Genomic DNA, 17,990 nt, shown 5'->3' with positions numbered 1-17,990 from the left:
CTCGGGTCGGGTCAGGGACCGAACGTGAAGACGTACGCGCGGAGACCGGGCCGCTCGGCGCGCAGGGTGAGCCGGTGCTCCCCCGGCGTCGCGCCGTCCACCAGCCGGATCATCGCGGCCCGGTCGACGACGGCCGTGCCGTCCGGGTCCACGTCGGCGCCGCGCGCGTCACCGGCCGGTTTCCCGTCCAGCAGCACCCGAACCGCTGCCGGTCCCTCCGGTCCCGGGTCGGCCACCAGGTTCACCTCACCGGCGGTGAACGGCAGGACCAGTTCCGCCCCGGCGCCGCCCGTCTCGACGTACTCGCCCTCGGCCCGCCAGTCGCCGGTCAGCGCGTACGTGCCGGGCACACCCCGGTCGGCGCCGAGGTAGGTCTCCGGGGTGATCCCGGCGTACGTGGGCTGCGGGCTGGTCACGAACGCGGTCACCTCCGCGGTGACCGGCGGCAGCGCGGGCGTGGGCGTGGCGGCCTCGACCAGCCGCCGGATCAGCGCCTCGGTCCGGTCGTAGCCGCCCTCGCCGATCCAGCGGTCGGCCAGCCGCCCGTCGGCGTCGAAGAGGTACCTGGCCGGCCAGGCGTCGTTGCGCAGGGCCCGCCAGAACGTGTAGTCGTCGTCGATCGCGATCGGGTAGGTGAGCCCGTGGTCGCGGATCGCCCGGTCGATGTTCTCCGGCAGCCGGCCGAACGCGAACTCCGGCGCGTGCGCGCCGATCACCGTGAGCCCCAGGTCGCGGTAGTCGCGATGCCAGGCCCGCACGTACGGGGCGGTGCGGATCCAGTTCACGCAGGTGTACTCCCAGACGTCCACCAGGACCACGCGTCCGCGCAGCTCCTGCGGCGTCAGCGGCGCGGAGTTCACCCACCGGTGGACGTCGATCGGCGGCAGCCGGGTCGCCACCGCGGCCCCCGTCATCCGGCCGCGCCGCGCGGTGATGGTGTGCCGGTCATGCGGGCTCCCTTCCGAGTACGTCCGGCGGCGGTTACCCGGAGGGCGCGGCTTCGAACGGGCCGCCCGCCCGGCCCGCGGGCGTTTGCCCCCGGCCCGGCCGGGTAGGACGCTGCGCCACCCGAGGGCGGGCCGTGCAGGCGGCGTGGGCGGCCGGGACGTCGCGGAGGGTCGATGACGGCTGGACCAGGGCGGGCACAGGCGCCGTCGGGCGAGGTGGTGGAGCTGCGGGTGCACGGCGTCTCCGCGGGCGGGGCCGCCGAGGTGCTGGGCCGGCCGCTGGTCCGGCAGGTCGCGGGTGACCGCAGCGCCGGCTTCTACCGTCCCCGTCACGGACACGCCGACGAGCACGGGGCGGGCGGGGTGACGCTGGAGGCGTACCAGTGGAACGACCTGCCGTCCGGCACCGCGCTGCGTACCCTCTCGCTGCTGTTCCTGATGCCCTTCATGCTGCTCAACGTGGCCGTGTGGATGCGGCCGGGGGACGCGGTCGGCGGCGCGGTCGTGCGGGCGCTGTGCCGGGTGCTGGGGTTGAGCCTGACCGCGCTGTACGTGCTCGCCGGCGCCGGGGTGGCGCTGGACCTGGTGGCCTGGCAGTGCCTGTCCGTCCCGGCCTGCATCGCCGACCGGGAGTGGCTGTCCTGGATGGGCGGGCGGCCGGTGGGGCTGCGGCTCGTGGTGCTGGCGCTGGTCCCGGCCGCCGCGGTGAGCCTGGTCTGGTGGGGCGCCCGGCGGCCGGGTCGCTCGTTCACCGCGTTCCGGGCGCCGGAGCGGGCGTCCGCCGGGCCGCCGCTGAGCACGATCGGCCAGTGGGACGCCGAGCCGCTGATGGGCCGGCTGCGTTCGATACACATCGCGGCGGCCTTCGCCACCCTCGACGGCTGTCTGCTGGCCGCCCGGGCCGCGCAGGGTGTCCCGCCCACTGTGGCGGCGCTGCTGGCGGTCACCGGCGCGGTGCTGCTCGCCTGCGTGGTACTGGTCTGCGTTCCGCCGCTCGTCGACCGGGCGCCCAGCGACCCGCGACGTGACCGGGTCGCCCGTGCGCTGCGCGCCACAGCGGTCGGGCTCACCGTCGTGGTGGCCGGGTACCTGCTGTTCGCCCCGGCCCGCTGGCGTACCGGCGGGGGCCTGCCCGGCTACGGCTCGATCCTGACCTGGCTGCTGGTGACGCACGCGGTCCTGCTGGGCGCACTGGGTGCCGTGCTGCTCTGGCACCGCCTGCGGGTACGCGGCCACCGGCCGCCGAACGGGCTCGGCGCGCTCGTGGTCGCGGCGGCGGCGGGCGGGCTCGCGGTCGCGTACTCCGCCGAGCTGGTCCAGCGCACCGCCGACCTGCTGGACCGGGGCGTGTCCCCGGCGGACGACATACCGGGTCCGGCGCGCGCGTACACCTGGGCGATCTACGGTTTCTTCCGGGCGCTGCTGGTCACGCTGGCGGCCGCCGCAGTGGTGGCGCTGGTGTCCCGGCGCGGCCGGACACGGGCCGCCCAGGCGATCGTCGAGCGGGACTTCCCGGCGCCGCCGGCCGAGGCGGCGCCGCGGCTGCGGCAGGTCCGGACGATGATCGTCCGGGCCCGGTTCACCGACCTGATGGTGCCGTTGGCGGTGCTGTTCGCCGTCATGGCCGGGGCGGGCGCGGCGACCACCGCGATGGCGCTGGTCCGTCCCGAGCCGGGCGAGACGCTGGAACGCCGCACGCACGTCCCGGCCGAGCTGGTCATGTTCGGCATCGAGGTGGGCGGGGTGGCGATCTCGGCTGCGGTGCTGGCCCTGGTCGTCGCCGGGGTCTTCGCCTACCGCAGCCCCGGGTTCCGGCACCACGTCGGCGTGCTCTTCGACCTGGCCACGTTCTGGCCCCGGGCGGCGCACCCGTTCGCACCGCCCTGCTACGCCGAGCGGGCCGTGCCGGAGCTGGCCCGGCGGATCACGTACCTGGTGCACAGCGGCAGCGGGGTGCTGCTCTCCGGCTACAGCCACGGATCGGTGCTCGTCGCCGCGACAGTCCTGCAACTGCCGGCGGAGATCAGCGCACGGGTCGCCCTGCTCACCTACAGCTCGCCGCTGCGTCGGCTCTACGCCCGGTTGTTCCCCGCCTACGTGGGCGACGAGATGCTGCGCGGGATCGGCGGCCGGGTGGGGTGGCGGTGGCGCAACCTGTGGCGGGACACCGACGCGCTGGGCGGATGGATCTTCTCCCCGCACCGCGCGGACGAGCCGGCCCGCGTCAGCGGCCCGGAGGCGGCGGTGGATCGCCGTCTCCGGGATCCGGAGAGTTTGGTGGCGCCCGCCTGGGACAGCGTCCCGCCGCCGATCCAGGGTCACCTCCCGTCCGAGGACGAACCGGCGTACGCCGAGACGGTGCGGGACCTGGCCGGGCGGCTGCGCGCCACCGGACCGTGACGCGGGCCGGGTGTCACGCCGCCGGGTGGTCCGCCTCGAACCGGTCCCGGGTGAGGAACGCCAGCCGGGCCCGCTTGTCCGGCATGTCGATCTCGTCGCCGAGCGTGAAGCCCTCGATCCGCAGGCGGCGCAGCATCGCGTCGTTGCGCACGTCCGGCTCGACCACCACACGGCGCGCGGCCGGGTCGCGCAGCAGGAACCGGATCAGGGCCGGGAAGACCGCGCCGGTCAGCGAACCCGGGTACGGCCGGGGCGCGTCGAGCAGCAGGTGCGTCCCCACGTCACCGGGCTGCACGGGGTAGCGCTCGCCGACCGGGTCCGCCTCCGGCTGGTAGGTCTGGAACAGCCCGATCGGCTCGCCGTCGAGCCGGATCAGGTACGCGTGGTGGGTCTCCAGGCCGTCGACGAACGCGTAGATCTCGCGTACCTCGTCGACGGTGTGCGAGCCCATGCCCCAGAACCGGTTGCGGGGCCGGACCACCCAGCCGTGCAGCAGGTCCGCGTGCCGGTCGGGGCGTACCGGCTCCAGCGCCAGCTCGCCGAGGCCGGGGATCCGTTCCAGGTGGATCACGTCGTCTCGTCTCCCGTCAGTGGGCCGTCGGGCACCGGGATCAGCGTCCCGGCGGCCCAGTGGGTCAGTTGGTCGGCGAAGTGCGGATCGTCCGGGCGCCCGGACGCGCCGAAGGGGACGATCCAGCGGCTGGCCGCCCGGTCGGTCAGGTCCCACACGTAGCGGGCCACCGGGCCGCGCCAGCAGGCGTCGGAGATCCCCGGCACGCTGGAGGTGGCCAGCACGCAGTCGGTGTCGCCGCCGAGCGCCACCCGCCGCCGCATCGCTGTCACCGCGTCGGTGATCGCCGGGGCGACGCCGAGGTGCACCGGGTGCAGCAGGTGCCGGCTGCCCCACTCACCGGGCGGAGGGCCGGCGGCCACCTCGGCCAGCGCCTCGGCCGCCGGTTCCGCGAGGTCCGCGCCGAGGGCGGCGGCCAGGTGGTCCAGCGCCAGGCCGATCCGGGCGGCCGGGTCGGTCCAGGGGGCGAACAGCTCGTCGAACCCGCACGGCTCGTCGAGGCCACGCAACCTCGGGTGTACGCGCAACCGCCGGGCCAGCGCCGCCCGCCAGGCCGCGTACGCGCCGGCCCCGGCCGAGCCGGCCGCCATCGCCCGGTCCCATCCGCGCAGCCGCAGCAGCAGCGCGCGGGCGGGTTCGTCGAGCCAATCCGGGTCGAGCCGGTCGAGCAGCCGGTACAGCGGTCCGGCCGGGAGCCGGTCGTCCGTGTGCACTGTGGACGGCTCGGCGCCGTCGGCGAGCAGCGCCCGGATCCGGCGGGCCCGGTGCGGCGGGGCGAAGTCGGCACCGTGCGCTGCGACGTCGTCGCGCCGGTCGTTGGCGCACACCGCCACGCCGTCGACCGGCTCGTCGACCAGCGGCAGGTAGTCGCCCCGCCACCGGTAGGCCGGCTCCCAGGCCGGCACGGGTTCCCGGCGGCACCGCTCGTCACGTACCGGGACAAGGCCCGCGACCAGGCGGCGGACGCCTCCCCCGGTGTCGGCGGCGAGCACGCTGTTGACCGGCTCGACCCAGTGGCGCAGCGCGTCGGCGACGTCGCCCGTACGCCGGGCACGCAGCAGCGGCAGCAACGCCTCGAAGCCGAGCCGGGCCTCGACCCGGCTCGGGGTGCGCAGGGCGATCGCCTCGCCGGTGACCCGGTCGTGGTCGATCACCGGCCCGCGGGGCGTCTCGATCACCTCGACCGTCTCCGGAGCGCCGCCGCGAACCTCGATCTCCTCGACGTGGCGCGCGGCGGGCGTCCAGCCGTCGGCGTCGCGCACCAGCACGCGGTCACCGTCGCGGCGCAGCCGTTCGCGGTAGAGGTCCTGGTAGTCGGCCATCGCGTTGGTGACGGCCCAGGCCACGTGGCCGGTGTGGCCGAAGTGCGGCACGCCAGGCACGCCGGGGAAGGCCAGACCGACCACGTCGAACTCCGGGCAGGCCAGCCGGACCTGCTGGTAGACGCCGGGGAGTTCGAGCAGCCGGTGCGGGTCACCGGCGATCAGCGGGCCGCGCCCGGTGGCCGGGTCGGCGGGCACCGCCCAGGCGTTGCTGCCGGACGAGGCCGGTCCCTCGACCGCGAACAGTCCGGCCGCCTCGGGGCCGAGCGTCCGGGCCACGTGCGCGTGCCAGAGCTTGTTCGGGAACGTGGAGAACAGCACGTGCTGGACGAGGAACACGCCGAGCGGTGACCAGGGGTGCCACGGTTCGGGCGCGGTGCCGGTGGCGGCGAACTCCGGCGCGGCGGCGGCGCCCTCGGCGAGTCCGGAGTTGACCCCGTCGACGTACGCCCCGACCCACCGCCGGGTGTCAGGGTCCAGCCGCTCGTAGCAGCGCCGGGCGGTGTCGTCCAGCCGTACGCGGCGGGCGAACCGGTCCCACGCCAGCTCGGCCGGGCCGACGTGGGCGGCCAGGCGACCCTCGGCGCGCCAACGTTCGACACTGATCTGCCAGGCCCGGTCGGTAGCGGCGACACGCCCCTGCAGACGCGCCAGCGCGTCGACGTCGCCGGCCCACAACTGGGGCACGCCCCACTGATCGCGATCGACGTGTGTCATCGTCTCGCGCCGCCTCGGCGCGCCGGGCGACGGTTCCGTTCGACAGTCAACTTAGGATAACCTCCCCTAACCGAGGGCGACCTTACCGCGACGCGGGCGGGGCGCCAACCGGCGGTACATGCGGGACAAAGCACCCCGAGTCGTGCTTGCTAGTTAGGCCAGCCTAACCTAACCTGATCGCCGCGGCTGATCGCCGCGCGTCCTGTCCGTACGACCGCTGGGAAGTCGCATGAGTTCGATCGGGAGCCCGACCGGCGCCGCGCCCGCCGACACCGGCAGCGCCGCCGCCACGGCACGCGGCCACCTGTTCAACGCCGGCTCGCTCGGTCGGTACCGGGACGTGCTGGCGCGCGGCGTCGACCGGGTCGCCCGCCGGGTGGGCGAGGCGGACCGGCCGTTCACCGGCGTCACGCCCGACGAGCTGGCGCCGCTCATCGGTGCCATCGACCTGGACCGGCCGCTCGGCGACACCGACGCCGCCCTGGACGAGCTGCACGACGTGTGGCTGCGTGACGCGGTCTACTTCCACCACCCGCGCTACCTGGCCCACCTGAACTGCCCGGTGGTCATCCCGGCGCTGCTCGGCGAGGCGGTGCTCAGCGCCGTCAACTCCTCACTGGACACCTGGGACCAGAGCGCCGGTGCGACGCTGATGGAGCGGCGCCTGATCGAGTGGACCGCCGGGCGCATCGGGCTCGGCGCCACCGCCGACGGGGTCTTCACCAGCGGCGGCACCCAGTCGAACCTCCAGGCGATGCTGCTGGCGCGCGAGGAGGCGTACCGCACTGTGGTGGGCGGCGGCGGCGCGACCGGCCGGCCGGACCGGCCGCAGGTGCTGTCCAGGCTGCGCATCCTCACCTCCGCGGCCGGGCACTTCAGCGTGCAGAAGGCCGCCAAGCTGCTCGGCCTGGCCGCCGACGCGGTGCTCACCGTGCCCACCGACGCCACCCGCCGGATGCGCACCGACGAGCTGGCCCGCACGATCGACAGCTGCCACCGCGACGGTCAGGTGGTGATGGCCGTCGTCGCCACCGCCGGCACCACCGACTTCGGCACCGTCGACCCGCTGCCGGAGATCGCCGACATCTGCGCCGCCGCGGGGGTCTGGCTGCATGTCGACGCCGCGTACGGCTGCGGGCTGCTGGTCTCACCCACCCGCCGGCACCTGCTCGACGGCATCGAACGGGCCGCGTCGGTGACGGTGGACTACCACAAGTCGTTCTTCCAGCCGGTCAGCTCCAGCGCGCTGCTGGTCCGCGACGGCCGGGTGCTGCGCCACGCCACCTGGCACGCCGACTACCTCAACCCGGTCCGCGCGGTCGAGCAGGGGATCCCGAACCAGGTCGACAAGAGCATCCAGACCACCCGCCGGTTCGACGCGTGCAAGCTCTGGCTGACCCTGCGGATCATGGGACCGGACGCGATCGGCACGCTGTTCGACCAGGTCGTCGACCTCGCGGCGCAGGCGTGGCGGCGGCTGGACGCCGACCCGCGCTTCGAGGTGGCCGCGCCGTCGCAGCTGAGCACAGTGGTCTTCCGGTACCGGCCGTCCGGTCTCGCCCCCGATCTGGTGGACGAGGCCAACCTGCACGCCCGCGACGCGCTCGCCGCCTCCGGCGCGGCCCTGGTCGCCGGCACCAAGGTCGACGGCGCCCACCACCTGAAGCTCACCCTGCTCAACCCCGAGACCACAGTGGACGACGTCGCCCACGTGCTGGACCTCATCGCCGACCACGCCGCCTGGTACGCCCGGACCGCGGCCGCCGCCGAGCTGTCCTGCCCGGTCTGACCCCCGTCGAGGAGAACGAGAATCCCCATGTCGACCCACGACTTCATCGCCGTCGGGCTGGGCCCCTACAACCTCGGCCTGGCCTGCCTCACCGCGCCGATCGACGACCTCGACGGCCTGTTCCTGGAGGCCCGCGACAGCTTCGACTGGCATCCCGGCATGCTGCTCGAATCCACCCGGCTCCAGACGCCGTTCATCGCCGACCTAGTCACGCTCGCGGACCCGACCTCGCCGTACTCGTTCCTGAGCTACCTCAAGGAGACCGGACGGCTCTACCCGTTCTACATCCGGGAGAGCTTCTTCCCGCTGCGCGCCGAGTACAACGACTACTGCCGCTGGGCCGCCGGGAAGCTGCCGAACCTGCGCTTCCGGCACAGCGTCACCGCTGTCGAGTACGACGAGAGCGACGACCGGTACGTGGTGCACGCGGACACGCCGGACGGGCCGGTCACCCACCGGGCCCGGCACCTCGTGCTCGGCACCGGCACGCCGCCGTACCTGCCGCCCGCCTGCGCCGGCCTGGGCGGCGACATGATCCACAACTCGCGCTACCTGGAGCACCGGGAGGCGCTGCGGGCCAAGGACAGCATCACGATCGTCGGCAGCGGCCAGAGCGCCGCGGAGATCTACCACGACCTGCTCGGCGACATCGACACTCACGGCTACCAGCTCACCTGGGTGACCCGCTCGCCCCGGTTCTTCCCGCTGGAGTACACCAAGCTCACGCTGGAGATGACCTCGCCGGACTACGTGGACTACTTCCACGCGTTGCCCGAGCCGACCCGCTACGCGCTGGAGGCCGCGCAGAAGCCGCTGTTCAAGGGCATCAACGCCGACCTGATCAACGACATCTACGACCTGCTGTACGCCAAGAGCCTGCACGGACCGGCGCCGACGCGCCTGCTGACCAACACCGAGCTGGTCGAGGCGGCGTACACCGACGGCCGCTACCGGCTCGGGCTGCGCCACACCGAGCAGGACCGCGCGTTCACCCTCGACACGGAAGGACTGGTGCTGGCCACCGGCTACCACTACCGGGTGCCGGAGTTCCTCGCGCCGGTACACGACCGGCTCCGCTTCGACGCGCACGGCCGCTTCGACGTGGCCCGCAACTACAGCATCGACCACACCGGCCGGGGCGTGTTCCTCCAGAACGGCGGCACCCACACGCACAGCATCACCTCGCCCGACCTGGGCATGGGTCCGTACCGCAACTCGTGGCTGATCCGGGAGATGACCGGCCGGGAGCACTACCCGGTGGAGAAGACCATCGCGTTCCAGGAGTTCGGCGCCCCGGCCGGAGCGCCGGCATGAGCGCCCGCATGACCACCTTCACCCGCGTCGACGACGCGCTGGGCGAGTTCACGCTGCGCCCGCTGGACCCGGACGCCGACGCCGCGCTGCTGCACCGCTGGGTCACCCATCCCAAGTCCGCGTTCTGGCTGATGCAGGACGCCGACGTGGACGCCGTCGCCGCCGAGTACCGGCGCATCGCCGACCATCCGCACCACGACGCGTACCTGGGTTCGTGGCGCGGCGCTCCGGCGTTCCTGGCCGAGCGGTACGACCCGGCCCGGGTGGAGCTGGTCGGCCTGTACGACCCGGAGCCCGGCGACGTGGGCATGCACTTCCTCTGCGCACCCGCCGACACGCCGGTGCACGGCTTCACCCGTGCCGTCATCACCACGGTGATGGCCTGGCTGTTCGCCGACCCGGCGACGCGCCGGGTGGTGGTGGAGCCGGACGTGCGCAACACCGCCGTGCACGCGCTCAACGCGGCAGTCGGCTTCACAGTCGTCGGCCCGATCCGCAAGCCCGAGAAGGAGGCGCTGCTCAGCGTCTGCACCCGGGACCAGTTCCGGGCCGCCACCGGCGCGCCCACAGGCGAGGAAGGGGCACCGGCGTGAACGCCAGCGCATCCGTGGACCACCTGACCCCCGAGGCGTGGGCGACGGCCAACCGGCTGCTGGTGCGCAAGGCGCTCGCCGAGTTCGCCCACGAGCGCCTGATCACCCCCGAGCCCGACGGCCCGGGACGGTGGCTGGTCCGCAGCGACGACGGCAGCGTCGAGTACCGGTTCGCCGCGCAGCGGCTGGCGCTGGACCACTGGGAGGTCGACGCGGACAGCATCGTGCGCCGCCGCGACGGCGCGGAGCTGCCGCCCGACGCCGTGGACCTGTGCGTGGAGCTGCGCGGCGCGCTCGGCCTCACCGACGCGATCCTGCCGGTCTACCTGGAGGAGATCACCTCCACGCTGGCCGGGACCGCGTACAAGCTCGCGAAGCCCGCGCTGAGCGCCGCCGAGCTGGCCGCCGCCGGGTTCCAGGCGATCGAGACCGGCATGACCGAGGGGCATCCCTGCTTCGTGGCCAACAACGGCCGCATCGGCTTCGGAGTGCACGAATACCACGCGTACGCCCCGGAGGCCGCCGCGCCGGTACGGCTGCTCTGGCTCGCCGCGCACCGCGACCACACCACGTTCACCTGCGCCGACGACCTGGACTACGACACGCTGGTCCGGGCCGAGCTGGGCGAGCAGACGCTGGCCGGGTTCACCGCCACGCTCACCGGGCTGGGCCTGGACCCGGCCGACTACCTGTTCGTCCCGGTGCACCCGTGGCAGTGGTGGAACAAGCTCGCCGTCACGTTCGCCGGTGAGGTGGCCCGGCGCCGGCTGGTCTGCCTCGGCGAAGGGCCGGACGAGTACCTGGCGCAGCAGTCCATCCGTACCTTCTTCAACGTCACCGACCCGGCCAAGCACTACGTGAAGACCGCGCTGTCGGTGCTGAACATGGGCTTCATGCGCGGGTTGTCCGCCGCGTACATGGAGGCGACGCCCGCGATCAACGACTGGCTGGCCGGGCTGATCGAGGGCGACCCGGTGCTCAAGCGCACCGGACTGTCGATCATCCGGGAGCGGGCCGCCATCGGTTACCGGCACCGGCAGTACGAGGCGGCGACCGACAGGTACTCCCCGTACCGGAAGATGCTGGCGGCGCTCTGGCGGGAGAGCCCGGTACCAGGGCTGGAACCCGGGCGGCGGCTGGCCACCATGGCCTCGCTGCTGCACCTGGACCGGGACGGGCGGTCGCTCGCGGCCGCGCTGATCGACGAGTCGGGGCTGGCGCCGGCCGACTGGCTGCGCCGCTACCTGGACGCCTACCTGGTGCCGCTGCTGCACAGCCTGTACGCCCACGACCTGGCGTTCATGCCGCACGGCGAGAACGTCATCCTGGTGCTGCACGACGGCGTGGTCGAGCGGGTCGTCTTCAAGGACATCGCCGAGGAGATCGTGGTGATGAACCCGGAGGCGGACCTGCCAGAGCGGGTGCGGCGGATCCGGGCCGCGATCCCCGAGGACGAGAAGATCCTGTCCATCTTCACCGACGTGTTCGACTGCTTCCTGCGGCACCTGAGCGCCACCCTGCACACCCGGGGCGTCCTCGACCAGGACGAGTTCTGGCGCACCGTCGCCGCGTGCGCCGCCGGCTACGCCGCGACGGTGCCGCACCTGGCCGACCGGATGCGCCGACACGACCTGTTCGCGCCGGAGTTCACGCTGTCCTGCCTCAACCGGCTCCAGCTGCGCAACAACCAGCAGATGGTGGACCTGTCCGACCCGTCCGCCGCGTTGCAGTTCGCCGGCACGCTGGTCAACCCGCTCGCCCCGTACGCACCGCGCGACTGACGGCATCACAGAAGCGGGCCGGCGCATCGCGCCGGCCCGCTTCCGTCGGTGGCGGGGACGATCAGTTCTCCGCGCGACCGGCCCGCCAGTAGCCCATGAACGCCACCGCGCGCCGGTCCATGCCCCGCTCGGTGACCAGGTGCCGGCGCAGGCCGCGGATCACCGCCGCCTCCCCGGCCAGCCAGGCGTAGAGCGCCGCGCCGTCGGGCCGCTCCGGCACCTCCCAGAGGATGTCCCGGTCCACGTCCACCTCGGTCAGCGGCGCGGCGGCCACCGCGACCGGTACCGGCACCAGCCGCCCGGCCAGGCTCGTCACGGCCGGGGTGAGCCGGCTGCCGTGCGGGGCGCCGTCGCGGGGCAGCCAGGTCACGGTGACGCCGGCCGGCGCCCGGCAGGGCAGCTCGTCGCCGGTCTCCGGCACCTCCACCAGCGCGTGCCCGCGCGCCTCGGCGGGCAGCCGCTCCAGGATCGCGCAGATCGCCGGCGCGGCGGTCTCGTCGCCGGCCAGCAGCAGCGTCGCGCCGGCCGGCGGCTGGAACTCGACCCCGCCGTGCGGGCCGTCCCAGCCGGCGTCCGGGCCGACGACGGCGATCCGGTCGCCGAGACGCGCCAGCCGGGCCCACCGGGTGGCCGGGCCGCCGTCGCCGTGCAGCGCCATGTCCACGTCCACCTCGTACGCCTCCGGCCGGACGGCGCGGACCGTGTACGTGCGGATCGGGCTGCGCAGCGCGTCCGGCAGCTCACGCCACCGCGGGAACCAGTCCGGCCCGTCGGGCAGCTCCCCCGGCGCGCCGTCGACCGGCGGCAGGGCCAGCTTGATCCGCTGGTCGTACCCGTTGTCGGCGAACCGGTCCAGGTCCGGGCCGGTCAGCGTCACCCGCAGGAAGGACGGGCCGAGCCGGCGTAGCGCGCGGACCTCGACGGTGAAGACTCGCCAGGGCGCGACGGCCAGGGTGCTGGTCATGCGTCATTCCTCTCACGGCCGGTGGGGGCTGCGTCGGTGAACGGGCTAACGGGCGGCTGCCGCGGCGCGGGAACGCCACAGCAACCAGACGAAGTACGGGGTGCCGATCATGGCGGTGACCAGACCGGCGGGGACCTGGGCGGGAGCGATGACGCTGCGGCCGAGCGTGTCGGCGAGGCTGACCAGGGTGGCGCCGAGCAGCACCGCGACCGGCAGGACGCGGGTGTGCCGCCCGCCGACGAGCGCCCGGGCCGCGTGCGGCGCGACCAGGCCGACGAAGCCGATCACGCCGACCGCCGACACGGCGGTGGCGGTGAGCAACGCCGCCAGGCCGAGCGCGACCAGCCGGGCACGTTCCAGCCGGACGCCGAGCACCCGGGGCGTGTCGTCGTCGAGGGCGAGCAGGTCCAGCTCGCGGCGCACGGCGGCGACCACCGGCAGGGCGATCAGCAGCGCGATCGCCACCGGCAGCACCTGCGGCGCGGTACGCCCGTAGGTGGAGCCGGACAGCCAGGTCAGCGCCTTGCCGGTGTTCCACGGGTCGGACGACACCACGATGAACGTGATGATCGCCGTACCGCCCTGCCAGACCGCGAACCCGATCAGCACCAGCCGGTCGGAGTTGAGCCCCCGCCGCCGGGCCAGGCCGTAGACCAGCGCGAACGCGACGACCGCGCCGAGACCGGCGGCGCCGGACAGGGCGAGCACGCCGGCCATCGGCGCGAACGTCAGCAGCGACACGGCGCCGATGCCGGCGCCGCCGGTGATGCCGAGGATGCCCGGTTCGGCCAGCGGGTTGCGGCACACCGCCTGCACGGTGGTGCCGGCCAGGGCCAGCGCGGCGCCGGCCAGCAGCGCCGCGGCGACCCGCGGCCAGCGGGCGTCCAGCACGAATGTGTACGCCGGTCCGGTGCGGCCCTGCACCCAGTTGACGATGTCGCCCAGCAGCACCCAGGTGTCGCCGGCCAGCATGCCGAGCACCAGCGCGGCGGTGACGACGACCGCGCAGACCGCGACGACGGTGGCGACGAAGCCGCGGGAGCGGACTGCGGCGTGGCCGCCCGGCGCCTGCCGGGTCGGTCCGGCGTCGCGGTGGCGGCGGGCCAGCCAGACCAGCAGCACCGCGCCGAAGAGCGTGGTCACCACGCCGGTCGGCACGTCGACTCCGGCCTGCCCGCCGAGCACGGCGCGCAGCAGCACGTCGGAGCCGAGCACGATGACCACGCCGACGATGCCGGACAGCGGCATCAGGATGCGGTGCCGGTGCACCTCGGGCACCCACCGGCCGAGCAGCCGGACGATCACCGGCGCGCCGAGGCCGACGAAGCCGATCGGGCCGGCCAGGGTGACCGCCGCGGCGGAGAGCAGCACGGCCAGCAGCACGACAGTCAGCCGGGTACGGCGCACGTTGAGCCCGAGCACGGTGGCGGTGTCGTCGCCGAGGGCCAGCAGGTCCAGCCGGTGCCCGAGGGCCACGAGCACCAGCGCGGCGACCCCGATCACGGGGGCGAGCTGGGTGAACGCGACCAGGTCGCCCTGCACGAGCGAGCCGTTGCCCCAGGCGAACAGGCCGATGGTGGCCTGCTCGAACAGCAGCATGAGCAGCATGGTCAGCGAGGAGAGCGCCATCGCGGTGGCCGAGCCGGCGAGGATGAGCCGGGTGGTGGCGGCCTGACCGCCGGCCGAGAGCAGCATGACCAGGGAGGCGGCGGCGAGTCCGCCGCAGAACGCCAGCCCGCCCGCGGGCAGCGCGGGCAGCGCGATCCCGAACGCGGCGGTGGCGACGATCGCCAGGTGGGCGCCCGCGTTGACGGCGAGCGTGTCCGGCGAGGCGAGCGGGTTGCGGGTGGTCGACTGCAACGCCGCGCCGGCGAAGCCGAGCGCGACGCCGACGGCCAGGCCGGTGAGCAGCCGGGGCAGGCGGGAGGCGACGAGCACCCGGGCGGTCTCGTCGTCGCCGCCGGTGAGCAGCCGGAGCAGGTCCAGCGCTCCCACCGAGGAGGTGCCCTGGGTGAGGTGCACCGCGGTGATCGCGACGAGCAGCGCGGCGGCGAGGGCGAACGCGCCGGCCACCCGGCTGCGCCGGGCGGGCGGCGGCCCGACCGGGGCCGGCCGGGTGGCCGGCCCCGGCGGGGCGGGGGCGGTCATCGCGCTCAAGCCGTGTAGACCTTGACCAGCTCGTCGATGTACTGCTTGGCGGACAGCGTGCCGCCGAAGGTCCAGATGCCGTTGGGCATCTTGTGCAGCTTGTTCTGCTGGACGAACGGCAGGGAACGCCAGATCGCGTTGCCGGCGAGGCCGTCGGCGAACACGTCGGTGCCGTCCGAGGCGTTGTAGAAGAAGTGCACGTCCTGGCCCTTGAGGACGGTCATGCCCTCGACGTCGGTCTGGCCCAGGCCCCACATCTCGTCGGTCTTGCCGGTCCAGGCGTTCTTGAGGCCGAGCTGGATGCCGAGCTGGGAGACGAGCGCGCCCTGGCCGAACATCCGGATCGAGACGGTGCTGCCCTCCTTCCAGCCGTCGGCGATGGCGAACTGCTTACCGGCCGCCCCGGCGTCGGCGATCTTCTTCTTGCCGTCGGCGAGCGCGGCGTCGAAGTCGGCGAGCAGCTTGTCCGCCTGCGCGGTACGGCCGGTCGCGGTGGCGATCATCTTCAGGTCCGCGCGCATCCGGCCGATGTTGTCGGAGGCGTCGCTGCCCTTGGTGACCAGCACCGGGACGTACTTCTCCAGCTGGGTGACGACGGCGGAGCCGCGCTCGGCCTCCATCACCACGAGGTCCGGCTGGAGGGCGACGATGGAGTCGACGCTCGGCTCACCCCGGGTGCCGACGTCCTTGACGCTCGCGTCGAGCGGGGCGGCGGTCACCCAGGTGGCGTACCCCTTCGGGTCGGCCACGCCGACCGGCATCACGCCGAGGCCGACGAGCATCTCCACCTCGCCCCACTCCAGGCCGACGACCTTGGTGGCGGGGCTCTTGAGGGTGATGGTCTTGCCCCGGCTGTCGGTGACGGTGACCGGGCCGGTGGACGCGGCGTCGGAGGGGGACGGTGCGGCGGCGGGCTCCTCGGTGGTGCCGCAGCCGGCGATCAGCAGCGCGCTCGCCGCGGCGGCGGCGAGCAGGGTCAGACGGGTACGCAGCATCGGTTTCTCTTCTGTGTGCAGGAGTCGGTCAGGCGGAGACGCGGGTCGTGTGCCGGCCGACGGGACGAGTGGAGAGCAGGTTGGTGACCGGGTCGACGCTCACCTCGACGCGGATGCCGTACGCCTCGGTGAGCGCCTCCTCGGTGAACACCTCGTGCGGCGTGCCGGCGCCGCGGACACGGCCTTCGTGCAGGAGCACCACCTGGTCGGCGACGGCGGCGGCCTGGTTGAGGTCGTGCAGCACCACACCGACGGCGACGCCGGCGGTGTCGGCGAGTTCGCGCATCAGGTCGAGGATCTCCACCTGGTAGCGCAGGTCCAGGAACGTGGTCGGCTCGTCCAGCAGCAGGATCGCGGTGTCCTGGGCCAGGCACGTGGCCAGCCAGACCCGTTGCAGCTCGCCGCCGGACAGCTCGTCGACCGGCCGGCCCGCCATGCCGTCGACGCCCGTCACCCGCATGGCCCGGTCGATCGCGGCCGGTCCGTCGAGGTCGTTCGCGCGCCACCGCTGCCGGTACGGGTGCCGGCCGTACCCGACCACGTCCCGCACCGTCACCCCGCTGGGGGTGGGGCGGCTCTGCGCGAGCAGCGTGACCCGGCGGGCGAAGTCCCGGGCGGACAGCGCCCGGGCCGGCGTGCCGTCGGCCAGCACGATCTCGCCGTGTTCCAGCGGGTGCAGGCGGGCCAGCCCGCGCAGCAGCGTCGACTTGCCGCTGCCGTTGGGGCCGACCAACGCGGTCACCGCCGCGGGCCGCAGCGTGATGGCGGCGTCGTGCACCACCGTCGTGCCGTGGTAGCCCAGCCGCAGGTCGCTGCCGCTCAAGCCGTCGGCTCGCACCGTTCTGCTCGTCACGGAGGTTAGGCTAACCTAATCAACGATCACGCTGTCAAGCCGGTCCTTCGGTCGGAATCGGCGACCCGCCGCGCATTGACACCGGTCGCGTGACGGGCGGTCACGTCGCGGTAGGCAGCGGCGACCCCGGCCAGCCCCCGGCCCAGCTCGGCGCCGCGCACCCCGGCGTACCCGATGACCAGCGCCGGTGGCCGGCCGTCGGCGCGCAGGGCGTAGAACCGGCCGCCGCGAACCAGCACGGACCGGCGCCGCGCGGCGGCCACCATGGACTCCTCAGCACACCAGCGGGGCAGCACCAGGTACGTCTGGAGGCCGCCACTGGCGTCGAGCGGCGCCACGCCGGGCAGGTGGCGCGCGACGTGCTGGCGTACCGCCTGGCCGCGGCGCTGGAACTCGGCGCGCAGCCGGCGCAGGTGCCGGTCGAACGCGCCGGTGTCCACGAGCCGCGCGAAGGCGAGCTGGTCCAGCCCGGAGCAGCCGATGTCCCAGCCGGCCCGGACCCGCTCGATCGAGGCGGCCAGCCCGGTCGGCGCGGCCAGCCAGCCGAGCCGCAGCGCCGGGGCGAGGACCTTGCTGGCGCTGCCCGCGTAGACCACCCGGTCCGGGGCGACGCTCTGCAAGGCGGGCATCCGCTGCGCCGGTGCCACGAACGCGGCGTCGAAGTCGTCCTCGACGACGTACCCGTCCACCGCCCGCGCCCAGTCGAGCAGTTGGTCCCGGCGCCGCCGGCTCAGCGGAGCGCCGGTGGGGAACTGGCTGGCCGGGGTGGTGAGCACGGCGCGTACGCCGGTGGCGGCCAGCTCGTCGACGCGGATGCCCTCCCGGTCCACCGGCACGCTCACCGGCCGCAGCCCGGCGTCGGCGATGAACGCCCACTCCCCCGGGTGCCCGGGATCCTCGACGCCGATCGCCTCGTGTCCCTGGTCGCGCAGCACCCGGCAGAGCAGCGCCAGCCCCTGGGCGAAGCCGGACGTGATCATCAGGTGCTCGGGGCGGACGCGGACGCCCCGGACCCGGCCGAGGTAGCCGGCGAGCGTGCGGCGGACCGGCGGCAGACCGGACGGCGGGGCGTAGCCCAGTTCCCGCGGCCCGGCCGAGCGGAGCACCGCGCCGACGCAGCGGATCCAGTCCTGGCGCGGGAACGTGGACACGTCGGTGCCGCCGGCGCGCAGGTCCCACACCTCCGGCGCGGGCGCCTCGTCGGCGGTGAGCGCGGAGGCGACACCGGCGCGCGCGGAGTCCGCCACCGAGGTGCCGGAGCCGCGCTGCGACGTCAGGTAGCCCTCGGCGCAGAGCTGTTCGTACGCCTCGACGACCACGGTCCGGGACACGCCGAGGTCAGTCGCGAGCTGCCGGGTCGACGGGACGCGCATCCCGGGGCGCAGCGTGCCGTCGGTGATCCGGCCGCGCAGAGCGTTGCGGAGCTGCGCCGACAACGTTTCGCGCGCGTCGCCGTCAATTGACAGATTCAGATGCCACACCGATTGGTCCTCTCCCCGGTCACCGAAGTGGTATGGACAGCGGGAACCGCACTTGGTGAAAGTGTTTCCCGGGACCGCAACCCATTCCCGGCCGAACCCGGGGGGTGCCGCGCGT

At 74.3% G+C, this 17,990-nt stretch carries 13 protein-coding genes; 5 read left to right on the top strand and 8 right to left on the bottom strand.

All coding sequences use genetic code 11. The annotated features are described in order from the left end of the window. Positions 1–11 precede the first annotated feature (11 nt). Entirely contained in the window at positions 12–914 is a 903-nt protein-coding gene (locus IF06_RS0103160) for a hypothetical protein (RefSeq protein ID WP_013285766.1), read from the bottom strand. 207 nt (positions 915–1,121) lie between these two features. Between IF06_RS0103160 and IF06_RS0103155 the strand changes: the two genes are divergently transcribed. Then, positions 1,122–3,347: a hypothetical protein gene (locus IF06_RS0103155; protein ID WP_030268828.1), complete on the top strand. Its 2,226-nt coding sequence runs from the start codon at positions 1,122–1,124 to the stop codon at positions 3,345–3,347. Between the two features lie 13 nt (positions 3,348–3,360). Here the strand turns inward: IF06_RS0103155 and IF06_RS0103150 are convergent, their stop codons facing one another. Both IF06_RS0103150 and IF06_RS0103145 read right to left on the bottom strand, forming a co-directional pair. Beyond that, complete coding sequence (locus tag IF06_RS0103150) at positions 3,361–3,918, bottom strand: GNAT family N-acetyltransferase (protein WP_030268826.1); 558 nt, start codon at positions 3,916–3,918, stop codon at positions 3,361–3,363. After that, positions 3,915–5,957, bottom strand: a complete 2,043-nt coding sequence (locus IF06_RS0103145) for a penicillin acylase family protein (protein WP_030268824.1) — start codon at positions 5,955–5,957, stop codon at positions 3,915–3,917. Before IF06_RS0103145 ends, IF06_RS0103150 begins: the two co-directional genes overlap by 4 nt. A 229-nt stretch (positions 5,958–6,186) precedes the next feature. Between IF06_RS0103145 and IF06_RS0103140 the strand changes: the two genes are divergently transcribed. From IF06_RS0103140 to IF06_RS0103125, 4 genes are read left to right on the top strand one after another with little or no spacing between them, the layout of a single operon-like run. Beyond that, entirely contained in the window at positions 6,187–7,746 is a 1,560-nt protein-coding gene (locus IF06_RS0103140) for a pyridoxal phosphate-dependent decarboxylase family protein (RefSeq protein WP_030268822.1), read from the top strand. A gap of 27 nt (positions 7,747–7,773) precedes the next feature. After that, positions 7,774–9,060, top strand: a complete 1,287-nt coding sequence (locus IF06_RS0103135) for a lysine N(6)-hydroxylase/L-ornithine N(5)-oxygenase family protein (RefSeq protein ID WP_030268820.1) — start codon at positions 7,774–7,776, stop codon at positions 9,058–9,060. A gap of 8 nt (positions 9,061–9,068) precedes the next feature. Further along, positions 9,069–9,653, top strand: a complete 585-nt coding sequence (locus IF06_RS0103130) for a GNAT family N-acetyltransferase (RefSeq protein ID WP_030268817.1) — start codon at positions 9,069–9,071, stop codon at positions 9,651–9,653. Beyond that, entirely contained in the window at positions 9,650–11,434 is a 1,785-nt protein-coding gene (locus IF06_RS0103125; protein WP_030268815.1) for an IucA/IucC family protein, read from the top strand. The genes IF06_RS0103130 and IF06_RS0103125 overlap by 4 nt, the downstream gene beginning before the upstream one ends. Positions 11,435–11,495: 61 nt before the next feature. On the opposite strand, the gene IF06_RS0103120 is transcribed toward IF06_RS0103125, so the two are convergent. From IF06_RS0103120 to IF06_RS0103100, 5 genes are read right to left on the bottom strand one after another with little or no spacing between them, the layout of a single operon-like run. Further along, positions 11,496–12,398: a siderophore-interacting protein gene (locus IF06_RS0103120; RefSeq protein ID WP_030268813.1), complete on the bottom strand. Its 903-nt coding sequence runs from the start codon at positions 12,396–12,398 to the stop codon at positions 11,496–11,498. Between the two features lie 45 nt (positions 12,399–12,443). Continuing rightward, positions 12,444–14,546, bottom strand: a complete 2,103-nt coding sequence (locus IF06_RS0103115) for an iron ABC transporter permease (protein WP_030268811.1) — start codon at positions 14,544–14,546, stop codon at positions 12,444–12,446. Positions 14,547–14,551: 5 nt separating this feature from the next. Beyond that, positions 14,552–15,541: an iron-siderophore ABC transporter substrate-binding protein gene (locus IF06_RS0103110; protein ID WP_013477211.1), complete on the bottom strand. Its 990-nt coding sequence runs from the start codon at positions 15,539–15,541 to the stop codon at positions 14,552–14,554. A 28-nt stretch (positions 15,542–15,569) separates the two neighbouring features. Continuing rightward, the gene (locus IF06_RS0103105) at positions 15,570–16,379 is read right to left on the bottom strand and encodes an ABC transporter ATP-binding protein (RefSeq protein ID WP_013285755.1); all 810 of its coding nucleotides are present in this window, start codon (positions 16,377–16,379) and stop codon (positions 15,570–15,572) included. A gap of 41 nt (positions 16,380–16,420) precedes the next feature. Next, the gene (locus IF06_RS0103100; RefSeq protein WP_030268809.1) at positions 16,421–17,875 is read right to left on the bottom strand and encodes a PLP-dependent aminotransferase family protein; all 1,455 of its coding nucleotides are present in this window, start codon (positions 17,873–17,875) and stop codon (positions 16,421–16,423) included. Between the last annotated feature and the right edge of the window lie 115 nt (positions 17,876–17,990).

It is taken from the genome of Micromonospora globosa (assembly GCF_000717585.1).
Classification (GTDB): Bacteria; Actinomycetota; Actinomycetes; order Mycobacteriales; family Micromonosporaceae; genus Micromonospora; species Micromonospora aurantiaca.
The sequence above is the reverse complement of the archived record's forward strand: the minus strand, read 5'-3'. Positions and strand labels throughout refer to the sequence as shown.